The following is a 15,648-nucleotide window of genomic DNA, read 5'->3' as shown; positions in this document are numbered from 1 at the left end:
TTACAGTCTGCCTGATGCCGTTCGAAGGCACTCAAGCGGCCAGCCAGCGCTCGCGCCAGTTGCGTGCCGCGGCGCGCTTGTCCGTCACGCTGAGCGTGTAACGCATGACCTCAGGGCCGTCCAGCTTCAGTTGCGCGGTGCGCAGCTCGTCGCGCCGGAACGCGTGCACTTCCACTTTGGCGCCGGGCAGATAGCGCGATAGCAGTGCGTCGAGATTCGCACCCGTGACGCGCAGGCCATCAATCGCGATCAGCACGTCGCCCGCCGACAGACCGGCTTTCTGCGCCGCGCTGCCGTCGTGTACTGCGGCAAGCATGCAATCCGCGCCGCCGCGCACGCGCGCGCCGAGCGAGGGTTTCGCGTTCTTGTCCGGCTCAGGCGCAAGTGCGATGCCGAAGGGTTCGAGCAGCGTTTCGAGCGGCAAGTCGCGCGTGCTGCGCACCGCGTGCTCGAACAGCGCGCCCAGATCGGCACCCGTCGCCTCGGCAAACAGCGCCTCCACCTCGCTTTCGGCGACGCCGACTGGCTTGCCGCGATAGAAATCGCGCCCAAAGCGCTGCCACAGCAGACGCATTACATCGTCGAGCGATTTGCGGTTATTGGTCTGCGCGCGGATCGTCAGATCGAATGCCAGCGCGACGAGCGAGCCCTTCGTGTAGTAGCTGACAATCGCGTTGGGCGCGTTCTCGTCCTGCCGATAATATTTGACCCATGTATCGAACGAGCTTTCGGCAACCGTCTGCTTCAGACGTCCGCTGCCGCGCAGCACCCCGCCCACGACTTTGCCGAGCATCCCCAGGTATTCGTCCTGCTTGATGAGGCCGGTGCGCACGAGGATCAGATCGTCGTAGTACGACGTGAAGCCTTCGAACAGCCACAGCAAGGACGTGTAGTTCTCTTGTGCGAGGTCATACGGCGCAAACGCCGCCGGCTTGATGCGCTTCACGTTCCAGGTGTGGAAGTATTCGTGGCTGCACAGCCCGAGGTAAGTCCGATAGCCTTCGCCAGTTTGCGGACGGCCCTCGACCGGCAGGTCCGAGCGGTTGCAGATCAACGCGGTCGAGGCGCGATGCTCGAGGCCGCCGTAGCCGTCGCTGACCGCCTGCGTCATGAAGACGTAGCGATCCATCGGCGCCTTTTTCGACTTCGGCTCGAACAGCGCAATCTGCGCTTCGCAGATGCGCTTGAGGTCCGCGGCGAGGCGCGCCATGTCGAGTCCGATCACCTTGCCGGCAATCACGATGTCATGCGGCACGCCATGTGCCTTGAAGGTGGCGAGCGCGAATTCGCCCAGCGTGACCGGATGGTCGATCAGCTCATCGTAATTCTGCGCCCGGTACTCACCGAAGCCGTAACGCTTCGTGCCGCGCGCCTCCGGCAGCGCGGTCGCGACGCGCCAGCTCCGGTACGCGGGACCCGCGGGCTTCTGGATCTCCACCATGCAAGGCGCGTCTTCGTGGCCCGCCACCGCGAGAAACACGCTGGTGCCGTTGAAGAAGCCGGTTGTGTCGTCCAGATGCGCGGCCCGCACCGACATGTCCCACGCGTACACCTCGTAACGCAAGGTCAACTCGCCGTTGACCGGCGCGGCTTGCCACGTGTGCTTGTCCGTCTTCTCGACGCGCACCTTGCGGCCCGCCTCGTTGAATGCGCGCAGCGTCACGATGTTGCGGGCGAATTCGCGCACCATGTAGCTGCCTGGAATCCACACCGGCAGCATGAAGCGCTGCCCGGAGGGATCAGGATCGGCGACGGTGACGGTGACTTCGAACAGGTGAGCGGCAGGCTGTCTGGGAACGATGCTGTAGCGGATCGGCTTCATCGGCGAGGTAGGTAGAGATTCGGGGGAGTCCTGAAACGGCAGGAGGCGCCAGATGCGCCTCCTGTTTAACGATGCGGCGTGCTCAGTGCACGGCGGCCAGTTCCTTGTCCAGCCGGTCGGCCGGCACCGCGCCCGGCAGACGGCGGCCGTCGGCGAGGAACACGGTAGGCGTGCCGTCGACGTTCATGGCGTGGCCGAGCGCGAGGTTCTTGTCGATCGCGGCGGTGTCGCAGGTGCCGGCGGCGGTGGGCGCCTTGTGGTCCTGCATCCAGGACTCCCACGCCTGCGCGCGATCCGCCGAGCACCAGATCGACTTCGACTTCACCGTCGAATCCGGCGACAACACCGGATACAGGAAGGTGTACACGGTGACGTTGTCGATCGACTTCAGGGTGGTTTCGAGCTGTTTGCAGTACGGGCAGTTCGGATCGGAGAACACGGCAATCTTGCGGCTGCCGTTGCCCTTCACCACCTTCACCGCATTCGCGAACGGCAGGCTCGCGAAATCGATACGGTTGGTGTCGGACAAACGCGCTTCGGTCAGATTCTTGCGCGTCTTCGCATCGACGATGTCGCCGAGCACCAGATAGTCGCCCGTCGCGTCGCTATAGATGATCTGCGTGCCGAGATTGATCTCGTACAAGCCGGCAATTGGCGATTTCGACACGCTCTTGACAGTCGCGTCGTCGCCAAGACGAGTCTGGATGGTGGCCTTCAGCTTGTCGGTGGTCTGGTCGGCCTGCGCGGAGCAACCGAGCGTGACAATGGCGACAGCCAGCGCGAGCGCGGCGATACGGATGTGCTTTTTCATACGGAAATCCTTGGTTCATTCGAACGCGCAGCGCGCGTCTTCGATATGTGCTTCCCGGACAGGCGCGCGGTCAAGCCCTTCATCATACGCGCCCGCACGCCGCCTGGCCGGGCTTCGCCTAGCCCAACGCCGCCGAGACCAGCCAGCGCTTGATGAGCGGTTGCGCGCCCACGAACGCCATCCCGCTATTACGTAAGACGCGGGCCACCGGCCCTGGCACCGAAAAGAGCTTTTGCAGGCCGTCGGTGGCGACCATCAGCGCGCGGATGTCTTCGCGGCGCGCCCGTTCGTAACGACGCAATAGCACCAGATCGCCGAGGTCGCGGAAGGCCTCCTTGGCGGCGACGGTCTCCGCCAGCGCCGCGACGTCGCGCAGCCCGAGGTTCATACCCTGACCGGCGAGCGGATGAATCAGATGCGCGGCGTCGCCCACCAGCGCGACGCGCGGGGCGACGAGACGGTCGACGGTTTGCAAGGCGAGCGGAAAGCCCTTCGCCGGCGTCACGCAGTCGAGCGCGCCCAGCTGGCTGCCGGTCACGCGTTCGACTTCCGCGGCCAGTTGTGCCGGGTCGAGTTCGAGCAGTTCGTGTGCGTGTTCGGTGCGGGCCGACCAGACGAGCGACACGTGCCCGTCAGGCAACGGCAGCAGCGCGATGATTTCGCCTTCCCGGAACCATTGATACGCCGTCTCGCCATGCGGCTTTTCGGCCTTGAAGTTGGCGACCACGCCGGTCTGTTTGTAATCGCGCCGGTCCACCTTCGAGCCGATCTGCGCGCGCACCCAGGAATGCGCGCCGTCGGCACCGACCACCAGATCCGCTTCGAGCACATGGCCGTTGTCGAGACCAATCGTGGCGCTGTCCGGCTTCACGTCGAGCCCCTGGGCGCGCGTGTCGAGCCATTCGAGATTCGGCTGGAAGCGCAGGGCCGCGTCGAGGGCACGCTCGATCAGCGATGACTCGGCGATCCACGCCAGTTGCGGCACCGAAGCCTGAAACGCGGAGAAATGAAGCTCGGCGTGAGCGTCGCCGAAAACGCGCATGTCATAGACGGGGCACAGGCGCGACGTATCGAGCGCCTGCCAGACCCGCAAACGCTCCAGCAAGGCCTGCGAACTGGAGGAAAGCGCGTAGACCCGCGCGTCGAACGCCGCGGCGGCGGGCAACGGCCCGCAAGGTTGCGCGAGCAGCGCCACGCGCAGGCCGGCTTGCGTCAGCGCCAGCGCAGCCGTCTTGCCGACGAGGCCGCCGCCGATCACGGCGACATCAAAGCTCTGGTGGTGTGCATTCATCCAGCCATTATAGCTGCGGGGGGTCCCGGGGCCGGATCGAAGCGGGGGATTTGATGCGGGTCGCTCCAGCGACAATCCGGGCCATTGGAGCGCACTTTGCTTCTCTACGCCGCCCTACCGTGCATTCGGGTTGTGTACCGCATTGGCTTCCCGCAATCGCGCGAACTCAGGGTCTTTCGACAGCATGCGCCAGGCAATGGCGGTGAGTTGCGCCTTGCGGTCCGCCTGGTCGCCGCGTACCAGGCACTGCGGGAATATGCCGTCGTAGACGCGCCAGAGGGAAGCGTAGTCGTTCGCATCGGCAAACTGCGCCAACTGCCGTTTGTCTTCCGGCGTCAGTTGCCTAGCCAGACAGTCCACCGTTTCGCGGTCCGTCGAGGCTTGCGCGTCGTCGAAATTAGGCCCCGACCAGATCGCGACAATGCCGCACGCAAAAGCAACCGCCACCCCCAAACCGACCCATCGAATCGTTCGCACAAGGAATCCCCCGGTACGGGCTCTAGCGGCCCAGTGGCGCGTATCTTACCGGAGCTTACAGTCCGCGGCCAGCGGCGTCATGGCGCCCACCCGGCTAGCGGGCGCTCGTTGCGCTCGTTGCGCTCGTAAAAGCTTCCTATGTTGCCAATTTGCAGACAATGACCGCGAAGCTCCTGCCCCTCGCGACAGGCCTTGTTTGACCCGGCCGCCGGTCTAACAGGCGATGCGAAAGAGTTACAATCGCAGCTTTCGTGGACAAAACCCGTACGAAGATCGTTGAGCAATCGCCCCGATTTGTCAGTTTTGTCCCGTCTCCGGATTCGTCCAGCGGCGGCCCCGTGCCCCATGAGCGACGCACGGCATGCCCCCGCAGACTTGCCGTAAACTACTGATTCACTGAAGGATTCCCATGAGCCTCAAATGCGGCATCGTCGGCCTGCCGAACGTCGGCAAGTCCACCCTGTTCAACGCGCTGACCAAGGCGGGCATTGCCGCCGAAAACTACCCGTTCTGCACGATCGAGCCGAACGTCGGCATCGTCGAAGTGCCGGATGCGCGCCTGAAGGCGCTTGCCGACATCGTCAAGCCCGAGCGCATCCTGCCGGCGGTCGTGGAATTCGTCGACATCGCGGGCCTCGTGGCCGGCGCGAGCAAAGGTGAAGGGCTCGGCAACCAGTTCCTCGCCAACATCCGCGAAACCGACGCCATCACCCACGTGGTGCGCTGCTTCGAAGACGAAAACGTGATCCACGTTGCGGGCAAGGTCGATCCGCTGTCGGACATCGAAGTCATCAACACCGAACTGGCGCTCGCCGACCTCGCGACTGTCGAAAAGTCGCTTACGCGCTATGCGAAGGCGGCCAAGTCCGGCAACGACAAGGAAGCGGTCAAGCTCGCCGCCGTGCTCGAAAAAGTGCGCGCGCAGCTGGATCAGGCCAAGCCGGTCCGCGCACTCGACCTGTCGGAAGAAGAAAATGTGCTCCTCAAGCCGTTCTGCCTGATCACCGCCAAGCCGACCATGTACGTGGCCAACGTGAAGGAAGACGGTTTCGAGAACAACCCGCATCTGGATGCGGTGCGCAAGTTCGCGGACGCGGAGAAAGCGCCGGTCGTCGCAGTGTGCGCGGCCATCGAAGCGGAAATCGCGGATCTGGAAGACGAAGACAAGGAAGTCTTCCTCGCCGACATGGGCATGGAAGAGCCGGGCCTGAACCGCGTGATCCGTGCCGGCTTCAAGCTGCTCGGCCTGCAAACCTACTTCACGGCCGGCGTGAAGGAAGTGCGCGCATGGACCATCCATATAGGCGACACGGCGCCGCAAGCGGCCGGTGTGATCCACACGGATTTCGAGCGCGGTTTCATTCGTGCGCAGACCATCGGCTTCAATGACTTCGTGACCTACAAGGGTGAACAGGGCGCGAAGGAAGCGGGCAAGATGCGCGCGGAAGGCAAGGAGTACGTCGTGCACGACGGCGACGTGATGAACTTCCTGTTCAATGTTTAATTCGCCTTACAGCGAACCGCTGCGGACATGACATAAGCGCAGCGACTGCAATAAAAAAGCCCGGCAAAACTTCGGTTTGCCGGGCTTTGTTTTTGGGGTCGGGAGCAAGCGGCCCGTGCGCCTTCCAGCCGTGCCGGTCAGTCCAGTCCCTGCGTAAACCCTGACGCCGGCGGCCCGCAAGCGGCACCGCAACACGATGTGTAGAATGGCCCGCGTGACATATGCGACGCCACGTCGAACATGCGCCTCGACGCGGCCCGTTGACCAACTAGAGTCAAGGAGACACGCGATGTGGTTCGTCGGCAAAAGCGAGCTGTTGTCGCTGATCGAACGGAATTGCCTCGATGAGGTAATGCCCGCTTTCAGCGACCACAGAAACCTACGCAAGAACACCACCGTCTATCGCCCGGAGGACCGCAGCGACTGCGTCTACCTGCTGAAAACAGGCAGCGTGCGGCTCTTCCGGCTCACCGAAGACGGCCAGGAAATCACGCTGTCGTTCATCAAGGCCGGCATGATTTTCGGTGACGGCGACGTGCTCAACGAAGCCAATTACTCGCACTACGCGCAAACCCTCGCGCCCAGCATGATCTGCTACATCCGCAAGCCGGACTTCAAGGAGCTGCTGCGGCGCTACGACGTCATCAACCAGTTCGTGCTCAAGAGTCACTATCAGCGCTGGCAGGAAGCGCAGCAGCTGATCGAGAACCTCTCGCTGCACGACGTCCGCAAGCGTCTCACCAATATCCTCGCCATGTTCGCCGCGCAGATTGGCTGCGACTTCACCTACCACGACGAACCGGGCGCGATCCTGATCGACCTGTCGATCCCGCAGGACAAGCTGGCGGAATTCATCGGCACGTCGCGTGAATCGGTGAACCGGCACTTCAGCGATCTGAAAGCCGAAGGCTTCGTCGATACGCACGAACGCAAGATCGTGCTGACGCCCGCGTTCGTCGCGCAGTATCTCGCGCCACCGGCAACAAGGCAGGTGCTGGCCCGCGCCCGCGCGCTGGCCGCCGAAGACCTCAAAGTGCCGCTAGTGCGCGCCTGACCTCGGCGACGCCGCTCTGCGGGCTCGACAGCACTGGTACTTTGGTCGGCCCGAGCGAAGGGACGAGACGCGCCATCGATACCTGCGCGAGCACCACCACGTCCACTTCGTCCATCAGCGCGACGATGGTGCGCTTCAGGATGTCGTCGTGGCGCGCCGCGTCGCCGGCGAGCAACGCGTCGAAGGCGCCGTCGGCGATGCGTTCGACCACCGTCACGTCGCGCTGCTGCGCGGCGGCCTTCTTCCTGATCAGCCGCACGGTCGGTTCCAGGGTGGTCGACACCGTCGCCACTACGCCGACGCGCGGCCCGATGCGGCTCGCCTCGTCGGCCATTGCTTCGTCCACCTTGATGATCGGCGTGCGGATCATCCCGCGCAGCAGATCGGTCGCCTCACCCACCGACGAACAGGCGTTCAGGATCAGATCCGCGCCCATCGACTGCGCGTTCTGCATATAGCTATAGATGCGGCCCGTCACCTCCGGCGTCAGTTGGCCGGCCGCGCGAACGTCGTTGAGCAGGCTGTCGTCGACGATATTGATCACGCGCGCATCGGCGAGCTGTTCCTTGAACTGATCCTTGAGCGGCTGCACCGTCACCGGCCCGGTGTGAATTACGACAATCGTGGTCATTGCACTAACACTCCCTATCAATACCTATACGGACACACCAGAAACGAAATCTTCATGCAGTCGCCGCGGCCATCACGCGTTCCTGGGTGGCTTCGGCACGCGTCAGTTCGCCGTTCAGGCGCCCTTCGCGCACGACCAGCACGCGGTCGCTGACCGCCAGCACTTCCAGCAGATCCGACGAAATCACAATGATGCCGATGCCCTGCGCGGCGAGCCGCGCCAGCAACGCATGCACTTCCGCCTTCGCGCCGATGTCGATGCCGCGCGTCGGCTCATCCACGATCAGCACGCGCGGGTTGCGCGCCACCCATTTCGCCAGCACGACCTTCTGCTGATTGCCGCCGCTCAGGTTGATCACCTTCTGCTCGATGGACGGCGTCTTCACGCTCAGCGTGCGCACGAATTGCCGGCAGATTTCGTCTTCCTGCGCGCGCCGCAGGAACTGGAACGGCGAATACGCTTCCAGATGCGTGAGACTGAAGTTCTCGCGCACGCTCATGTTCAGCACCAGACCTTGCGCTTTGCGATCTTCGGTCACAAAGCCAATGCCCTGCGCAATCGCATCGTGCGGCGTGCGGATCGTCACCGCCTTGCCGTCCACGAAGATTTCGCCGGTGCACGGCCGCATGCCGAAGATCATCTCCATGATCTCGGTGCGCCCCGACCCCACCAGACCGGCAATGCCCAGGATTTCACCGCGATGCAGCCTGAAGCTGATGTCGCGAATGCGTGCGTCGGCGGCGCGTGCATGGCGCATCGCCAGATCGCGTACTTCGAGCACCACCTCGCTCGTTGCGTGCGAAATGGGCGGCGCGTACAGCTCGCTCAACTCGCGATCCACCATCTTGCGCACCAGCGATTCGCGCGTCACCTCGGCAATCGGCTGCGTATCGACCGTCGTGCCGTCGCGCAATACGGTGACGCGATCGGCCAGTTCCAGCACTTCTTCCAGACGATGCGAAATGTAGATGATGCCGATTTCCTTCTGCCGCAACCGCTTGATCAGATCCAGCAGCACACGCGTTTCATGATGACTGAGCGACGCGGTCGGCTCATCCATGATGATCACCTTCGACTGATACGAAATCGCCTTCGCAATCTCGATCATCTGCTTCTGCCCGACACTCAGTTCGCTGACGCGCGTGGCCGGATCGAGGTTCATGTCGATGCTCTTGAGCACCGCGCGCGCGTCCTCGTTCATGCGCCTGAGGTCGAGCAGGCCGAACCGGTTGAGCGGCTCTCTCGCGAGATAGATGTTCTCCGCGATCGTCATATTGTCGACGACCGACAGTTCCTGATAAATGATGTTGATGCCGAGCGCGCGCGCATGATTGCCGTCGCGCAACGCGATTTCCTCACCCTCGACGAGAATGCTGCCGCCCGCGTCGTGCGCGAGGACGCCGGTGAGAATCTTCATCAAGGTACTCTTGCCCGCGCCGTTTTCGCCGGCAAGTGCCAGCACCTCACCGCGCGACACGTGCAGGTTCACACGATCGAGCGCTTTCACGCCCGGAAACGTCTTCGAGATATCGCGCATCTCCAGAAACGGCGTCATCGAATCGCTCCTGCCTGCGGTGAGGCCACGAAAACTACTTCGTATAGCTGCCGATATTGTCCTTCGTCACGACCGTGACGCCGGTATCGATATTTTTCTCGTCTTTATCCTGCCCTTGCACCTGAGCGACCAGATGTTCGACGGCGAGGCGTCCCATCGTCACCGGACGCTGCACCATGATCCCCTGAATGTAGCCCTCCTTCAGACCCTTCAGGGTATCGGGCAGATCGTCGAAGGCGAACACCTGGAGCTTGCCCTTCATCGCACCGAATTCCTTCGTGTTGAGGACCTTCGCCACCGCCGGGCCGCCCACCTGGCTCACGCCGAAGATGCCCTTGAGCTGCGGATGCGCGCGCAGCGTCGTTTCCGTCACGGCGACGCCTTTGGCCAGGTCGTCGTCAGTCCCCTGGGTTTCGACGATCTTGATGCCCGGATACTTCGCGAGCTCTTGCTTGATGCCGGCGATGCGCTGATTCAGGTTCACCGCACCCAGTTGCCCGGTGATGATCGCGACTTCGCCCTGGCCGTTGAGCGCCTTGGCCATTGCGGCGGCCATCGTCGCACCGGCCGATTCGTTGTTCGTGCCGATGTACATCGAGCGGCCGCTGCCCGGCGAGTCGGAGTCGTACGTCAGCACCTTGATACCGCTCTGCTCCGCGCGCTTCATCACGCCTTCAACCGACTTCGGCTCGTTGACCGAAATCGCAATGCCGTCCACATGCTTCGAAATCAGATCCTCGATGATCTGCACCTGCGTCGAACCCTGGGTGTTTTGCGGCACGACCCATTGATAGCCGATGCCCGCCTTGTCAGCTGCCGATTTCGCGCCGTTGTTGCAGTCGTCGAAGAACGGCACGGCCACTTTCGGAATCACGGCCACGGTGATGTCTTTCGCGTCCTTCGCCTGCGCGGCGCTGCAAGCCACCGCCAGTGCAATCGCGCTCAGGCCGCCGGCGAGCAGGCGGGGCATAGCTTTCGTGTTCATCGCGTTGTCTCCTTTGCTTCTTGTGTGAGTAAGGTGAGGGTGATGACGAGGACGTCGTCCTTAACGGCCCTTGCGCCGCACGCGCCAGATATCGATGCTGACCGCGATCAGAATCACGCAACCGGTGATGGCCTGCTGCGCGTAAGTGTCGATGTTGAGCAGCACGACGCCATTGGTAATGATCCCGGCGAGCGCCGCGCCGATGATCGCGCCTTCGACGCTGCCCACGCCGCCGGACAGACTCGCGCCGCCGATCGCCGCGGCCGCAATCACATCCAGTTCGGCGCCGAAGCCGGAGGCCGGTTCAGCAGAAACGAAGCGCGAAAAACTGACGACGCCCGCGAGCGCGGCGATCAGGCCGGACAGCGCGTACACCGTGAACTTGACGCGGTGGGTGCGCACGCCGCTCAGGCGCGCGGCCACTTCATTGCCACCGGTCGCGTACACATGCCGGCCGAAACGCGTGCGCCGCATCAGAATGGAGAAGCACACGGTGAGCAGCAGCATGATCACCACGGGAATGGGCACGAAGCCGAGATAGCCCTGGCCGATGAACGTGAAGCTATCGGGGACATCGGGCGTGACCGGCACGCCTTTGGTGATGATGTACATCAGGCCGCGGCCGATGCTGAGCGTGCCGAGCGTGGCGATAAACGGCGGCAGCTGAATCCACGTAATCAGGAAACCGTTGAATGCGCCGACGATCAGCCCCGCGCACAAGCCCGCCAGGATGGCCGGCAGCGGCCCCCAACCGTGCTGGAACGCGAGCGCGGTCATCAGCGAAGACAGCCCCATCACCGAGCCGACCGACAGATCGATGCCGCCGGTGATGATCACCAGCATCATGCCGATCGACATGATGCCGACCAGCGAAAACGAGCGAAACACACCCATCAGGTTGTTCGTCGTCAGGAAGTAGGGAGAGAAAATACTGATCGCGATGCCGACCAGAATCAGCACGGACAGGATGTTGAGCTCGCGGATTTTCAGCCAGCTGCGCATCGTGTCGAGCGTGCCGGCACGCGGCGGCTCTCCTGTCTTGGTCGAGATGGCTCTCAAAGGGCGTCTCCAGAGTGGGTCCGCAGCGTGTCGAGCGCGGCTCGCCGTTGCTACCGGCAGGCCGCGCGCTGGGACTGGCACCGATCATAGGAGCAGAGCGCCGCCGGAAACTGTGACGAAAGTCATAGATCCGTATCGGGGTTCTCCCGAGGTTCGCGCACGTGGCGCCCCGACTATGACGTTCATCACAGAAAAACGGGCGCGGAAACGTCTACGATGCGTTAACCCCTTATTCACCTGAACCTGACAAGGAGCAAGGCAGATGACGAAGCGAGTGATAGTCACCGGCGGCAGCGGATTGGCCGGCAAGTGGGTCGTCGAAGACCTGGTGGCGCATGGTTACGAAGTGCTGAACCTCGACCGCGTGCCGATGGCCAAACCAGTCGCCCGGACCCTGATTACGGACCTGACCGACGCAGGCCAGGTGTTCAACGCGCTCGCCTCGAGCACGACATCGAAGGAGTTCGACGACGACATCGAGCCGAAGCCGATCGACGCGATCGTGCACTTCGCGGCCATTCCGCGCATTCTGGTCACCACCGACAACGAGGTGTTTCGCATCAACGTGATGGGCACGTACAACGTGCTGGACGCGGCGTCGAAGTACGGCATCAAGAAAGTGATCCTGGCTTCGAGCGAAACGACCTATGGCGTGGTGTTCGCGCACCGTCATCGCGACCCGGCCTATTTCCCGCTCGACGAGACATATCCGGTCGATCCGATGGACAGCTACGCGACCTCGAAGGTCATCAACGAGGTGACGGGCAAGGCGTTCCACGCGCGCACCGGGGCGGACATCTACTGCTTCCGGATCGGCAATGTGCTCGACCCGTCCGATTACGCGAAATTCCCGACGTGGCTAAAAGATCCGGCATTGCGCAAGCGCATTGCGTGGAGCTATATCGACGGCCGCGATCTGGCAACTGCGTGCCGCCTCGGTATCGAGAAGGATGGCTTGGGCTTCGAGGTGATGAACGTCGCCGCGGATGACGTGTCGTCCGACCTGCCGACTGCGGAACTGCTCAAGCGCTTCTATCCGGATGTGCCGGTGAAGAAGCCACTCGGCGAGTTCGAAACGCTGCTGAGCAACGAGAAGTTGAAGCGGCTGCTTGGCTGGAAGCAGCAGTACCGCTGGCGGGAGCAGCCAGGCGCCAGATAGCGCGATTGCGTATCAGCACAACGGGACGCGGTGCTCGGCACTGCGCCCGTTCAATTCGTTGCGACACATTGCAGCGGCACACGCAGTGCCGCGCGAATCGCCGTCATCTGCGCCGCCGCGCACGTCAATCTGCTCTTCAGCCGGCATCACAGCGGCACCTGCTCGCGTCACGGCGGCGTGGCGAGCTGGCTTTGATCCCGCACCCTCGATGCGCGCGCGGGCCAGCCCGCCGCGCCCGCGCGGGCCGCCCCGAAGTACAATGACACCTCTTCCCGCCGCGCGCGCTTCCACGTCGACCGTTTCGATCGCATTGATCAGTCCGACCGGGCCAACCCGAGTCAGCCCAGGTCGACGTTCACGCCGCACCGGCCGGAAACCGGCGACACCGGATTCCCATCCACCCACGCCGCCCGCCCCCAGCGCGGCCGGCGGCGTCAACGTCCAAAAGCAAGCAAATGGCCCAATACGTCTTCACCATGAACCGGGTCGGCAAGATCGTGCCGCCCAAGCGTCAAATCCTGAAAGACATCTCGCTGTCATTCTTTCCCGGCGCGAAGATCGGCCTGCTCGGCCTGAACGGCTCGGGCAAGTCGACACTGATCCGCATCATGGCGGGTGTCGACAAGGACATCGAAGGCGAAGCCACGCCGATGCCGAACCTGAACATCGGTTATCTGCCGCAGGAGCCGCAGCTCGATCCGCAAAAGACGGTGCGTGAAGCGGTCGAAGAAGGCCTGGGCGAAGTATTCGGCGCGCAGAAGAAGCTCGACGAAATCTACGCCGCCTACGCGGAGCCGGACGCCGATTTCGACGCGCTCGCCGCCGAGCAGGCCAGGTACGAAGCGATCCTCGCAACCAGCGACGGCAGCGCGGAGCAGCAGATCGAAATCGCCGCCGACGCCCTGCGTCTGCCCGCATGGGACGCGAAAATCGAGCATCTGTCGGGCGGCGAAAAGCGCCGCGTCGCACTGTGCAAGCTGCTGCTCGAAAAGCCGGACATGCTTCTGCTCGACGAACCGACCAACCACCTGGACGCGGAGTCGGTCGACTGGCTCGAACAGTTCCTGACGCGCTTCCCGGGCACCGTCGTCGCCGTCACCCACGACCGCTACTTCCTTGACAACGCCGCCGAATGGATTCTCGAACTGGACCGCGGCCACGGCATTCCCTGGAAGGGCAATTACAGCAGCTGGCTCGACCAGAAGGAAGAACGCCTGAAGCAGGAAGAAGCGTCCGAATCCGCGCGTCAGAAGGCAATCAAGAAGGAACTGGAGTGGGTGCGCCAGAACCCTAAGGGCCGTCAGGCGAAGTCGAAGGCGCGGATTGCCCGCTTCGAGGAACTGAACAGCCAGGACTACCAGAAGCGCAATGAAACCTCGGAAATTTTCATTCCGGTCGGCGACCGCCTCGGCAATGAAGTGATCGAGTTCAAGAACGTGTCGAAGGCATACGGCGACCGTCTGCTGCTCGACAACGTCAGCTTCAAGATTCCGGCGGGCGCGATCGTCGGCATCATCGGCCCGAACGGTGCGGGTAAGTCCACCTTGTTCCGCATGCTCACCGGCAAGGAACAACCGGATTCGGGCGAGATCGTGCAAGGGCCGACGGTCAAGCTCGCGTACGTGGATCAAAGCCGCGACGCGCTCGACGGTTCGAAGACGGTGTTCGAAGAGATCTCCGGCGGCGCCGACGTGCTGACGGTCGGCAAGTACGAGACGCCGTCGCGTGCGTACATTGGCCGCTTCAACTTCAAGGGCGGCGATCAGCAGAAGATCGTCAGCAATCTGTCGGGCGGGGAGCGCGGCCGTCTGCATCTGGCCAAGACGCTGATCGCGGGCGGCAACGTCCTGCTGCTCGACGAACCGTCGAACGACCTCGACGTCGAAACGCTGCGCGCGCTCGAAGACGCGCTGCTGGAATTCGCCGGTTCGGTGATGGTGATCTCGCACGATCGCTGGTTCCTCGACCGCATCGCAACGCACATCATCGCGTTCGAAGGCGATTCGCAGATCACCTTCTTCGACGGCAACTACCAGGAATACGAAGCGGACAAGCGCGCCCGTCTGGGCGAAGAAGCCGCGCGTCCGAAGCGTCTGCGTTACAAGCCGATCACGCGATAAAGGCACGCTCGGGGCAGGCGCCTCGCGTCTTCCCCGATGCGCCGCATACGGGGCACAGCATTTGCTTCGCAGTGGGCGAAAAGCTGACAAGAGCGAAGTGGATGGCCGGCACGCCGCGCTCGCCACCCCGGCAATGCGGTTACGAGGAGGCAAGCATGGCGATGTCGATGGGAAGACGCGTGGCCATTGCCGTAGCCGGCACCGTGCTGGTGCTGGCGGTCGTCGCCCTTGCCGGCCTGTATTTCGCGCAACGCGAAGTCAAGGCGCGCGTGGTCGCCGCGCTCGGACCGCTCGGCAGTGCGGAAAGTATCGAGGTCGGTTTCACGTCCGTGCGCCTCACCAATGTGCGCCTCAAAGGCCCCGAAGGCTGGCCCGCGGCCGACGCGCTGCACGCCGACCAGATCGTCATGATTCCCGATGTGCGCGACATGCTCGCGAACCGCATGCATATCCGCTCGGTGGTCGTGAGCGGCTTCGATCTTTCGGTCGTGCGCACCGCCGACGGCTCCATCAATCTGCTGCCGAACCTCAGGGAAAGCCTGAACCGTCCGGATACGGGCGCGAGCAGCGGCGGTGAAGCTCCCCTGCCGCGCGAAAAGACCGTCGACCACATCGCCTTCGAACACGGCACTTTCGAGTTCTACGATTTCACCGTCAGCAAACCGGCGTACAAGGTCTCCGTCACCAACGCCACTGCGAGCGTCGACAATCTTCAATTGCCGGCCCTCAGCAATCCGACGTCGGTCTCGGTCAACGGTTCGATCAAGGGACCCGAGCATACCGGCACGGTTACGTTCGGCGGCTGGATCAAGGTCGCTAACAAGGATTCGCAAACCACCAGCACCTTGCGCGGCGTCGACGTCGTCATGCTCGATCCTTATCTGCTGAAAAAGGCCGGTGCCAAGGCGCAGGTCGCAGGCGGCACGGTCGACCTGACGGTTCAGTCGACGGTCAGCAACTACCGCCTGCATGCGCCGGGCACGCTGACCGTGCACAATCTGCGGCTCGCCGATACCGGTGACCCGCTCGACACCTTCATGTCCATTCCAACCAAGGCCGCCGTCGCGGCGCTCAAATCGCATAACGGCGATATCACCGTGCACTTCGTGCTCGACGGCGATCTGCGCGACCCGAAGTTTTCGGTGAAGGAAAGTCTGCTGTCGAAGCTCGGCACGGGCTT

13 protein-coding genes are annotated in these 15,648 nt (G+C 63.2%); 5 read left to right on the top strand and 8 right to left on the bottom strand.

Translation table 11 applies throughout. From position 1 onward, the window contains the following. Positions 1-31 precede the first annotated feature (31 nt). The 4 genes from VGH41_RS09580 to VGH41_RS09565 form a co-directional block, all read right to left on the bottom strand. Positions 32-1,822: a M61 family metallopeptidase gene (locus tag VGH41_RS09580; RefSeq protein ID WP_331597155.1), complete on the bottom strand. Its 1,791-nt coding sequence runs from the start codon at positions 1,820-1,822 to the stop codon at positions 32-34. Positions 1,823-1,904: 82 nt separating this feature from the next. Next, complete coding sequence (locus VGH41_RS09575) at positions 1,905-2,633, bottom strand: DsbC family protein (protein ID WP_331597154.1); 729 nt, start codon at positions 2,631-2,633, stop codon at positions 1,905-1,907. Positions 2,634-2,751: 118 nt separating this feature from the next. Beyond that, positions 2,752-3,924, bottom strand: coding sequence for a UbiH/UbiF family hydroxylase (locus VGH41_RS09570; RefSeq protein WP_331597153.1), 1,173 nt, complete (start codon positions 3,922-3,924; stop codon positions 2,752-2,754). 114 nt (positions 3,925-4,038) lie between these two features. Continuing rightward, the gene (locus VGH41_RS09565) at positions 4,039-4,401 is read right to left on the bottom strand and encodes a hypothetical protein (protein WP_331597152.1); all 363 of its coding nucleotides are present in this window, start codon (positions 4,399-4,401) and stop codon (positions 4,039-4,041) included. Positions 4,402-4,810: 409 nt separating this feature from the next. Between VGH41_RS09565 and ychF the strand changes: the two genes are divergently transcribed. Then, positions 4,811-5,905: a redox-regulated ATPase YchF gene (gene ychF, locus VGH41_RS09560; protein ID WP_331597151.1), complete on the top strand. Its 1,095-nt coding sequence runs from the start codon at positions 4,811-4,813 to the stop codon at positions 5,903-5,905. A 289-nt stretch (positions 5,906-6,194) separates the two neighbouring features. Next, the gene (locus VGH41_RS09555) at positions 6,195-6,959 is read left to right on the top strand and encodes a Crp/Fnr family transcriptional regulator (protein WP_331597150.1); all 765 of its coding nucleotides are present in this window, start codon (positions 6,195-6,197) and stop codon (positions 6,957-6,959) included. Here the strand turns inward: VGH41_RS09555 and VGH41_RS09550 are convergent. The 4 genes from VGH41_RS09550 to VGH41_RS09535 form a co-directional block, all read right to left on the bottom strand. Then, positions 6,934-7,590 carry an aspartate/glutamate racemase family protein gene (locus VGH41_RS09550; RefSeq protein WP_331597148.1) on the bottom strand — a complete coding sequence of 219 codons (657 nt, stop codon included), beginning with the start codon at positions 7,588-7,590 and terminating at the stop codon, positions 6,934-6,936. The two genes, VGH41_RS09555 and VGH41_RS09550, sit on opposite strands and share 26 nt — an antisense overlap. Before the next feature lie 52 nt (positions 7,591-7,642). Beyond that, positions 7,643-9,145, bottom strand: a complete 1,503-nt coding sequence (locus VGH41_RS09545; RefSeq protein ID WP_331597147.1) for a sugar ABC transporter ATP-binding protein — start codon at positions 9,143-9,145, stop codon at positions 7,643-7,645. Between the two features lie 34 nt (positions 9,146-9,179). Beyond that, entirely contained in the window at positions 9,180-10,115 is a 936-nt protein-coding gene (locus tag VGH41_RS09540; RefSeq protein WP_414696629.1) for a sugar-binding protein, read from the bottom strand. Between the two features lie 75 nt (positions 10,116-10,190). Then, entirely contained in the window at positions 10,191-11,132 is a 942-nt protein-coding gene (locus VGH41_RS09535; protein WP_331597174.1) for an ABC transporter permease, read from the bottom strand. A gap of 319 nt (positions 11,133-11,451) precedes the next feature. Between VGH41_RS09535 and VGH41_RS09530 the strand changes: the two genes are divergently transcribed. From VGH41_RS09530 to VGH41_RS09520, 3 genes are all read left to right on the top strand, one after another. Further along, positions 11,452-12,348, top strand: coding sequence for an NAD(P)-dependent oxidoreductase (locus VGH41_RS09530; RefSeq protein WP_331597144.1), 897 nt, complete (start codon positions 11,452-11,454; stop codon positions 12,346-12,348). Between the two features lie 455 nt (positions 12,349-12,803). After that, positions 12,804-14,468: an energy-dependent translational throttle protein EttA gene (ettA, locus tag VGH41_RS09525; RefSeq protein ID WP_331597143.1), complete on the top strand. Its 1,665-nt coding sequence runs from the start codon at positions 12,804-12,806 to the stop codon at positions 14,466-14,468. Between the two features lie 155 nt (positions 14,469-14,623). After that, positions 14,624-15,648 (top strand): DUF748 domain-containing protein (locus VGH41_RS09520; protein ID WP_331597142.1); only part of this gene is annotated, 1,025 nt, incomplete at its 3' end.

Origin of the sequence: Paraburkholderia sp. (genome assembly GCF_036488795.1) — a bacterium.
Classification (GTDB): Bacteria; Pseudomonadota; Gammaproteobacteria; order Burkholderiales; family Burkholderiaceae; genus Paraburkholderia.
This window is presented reverse-complemented; position numbering and strand designations above follow the sequence as displayed.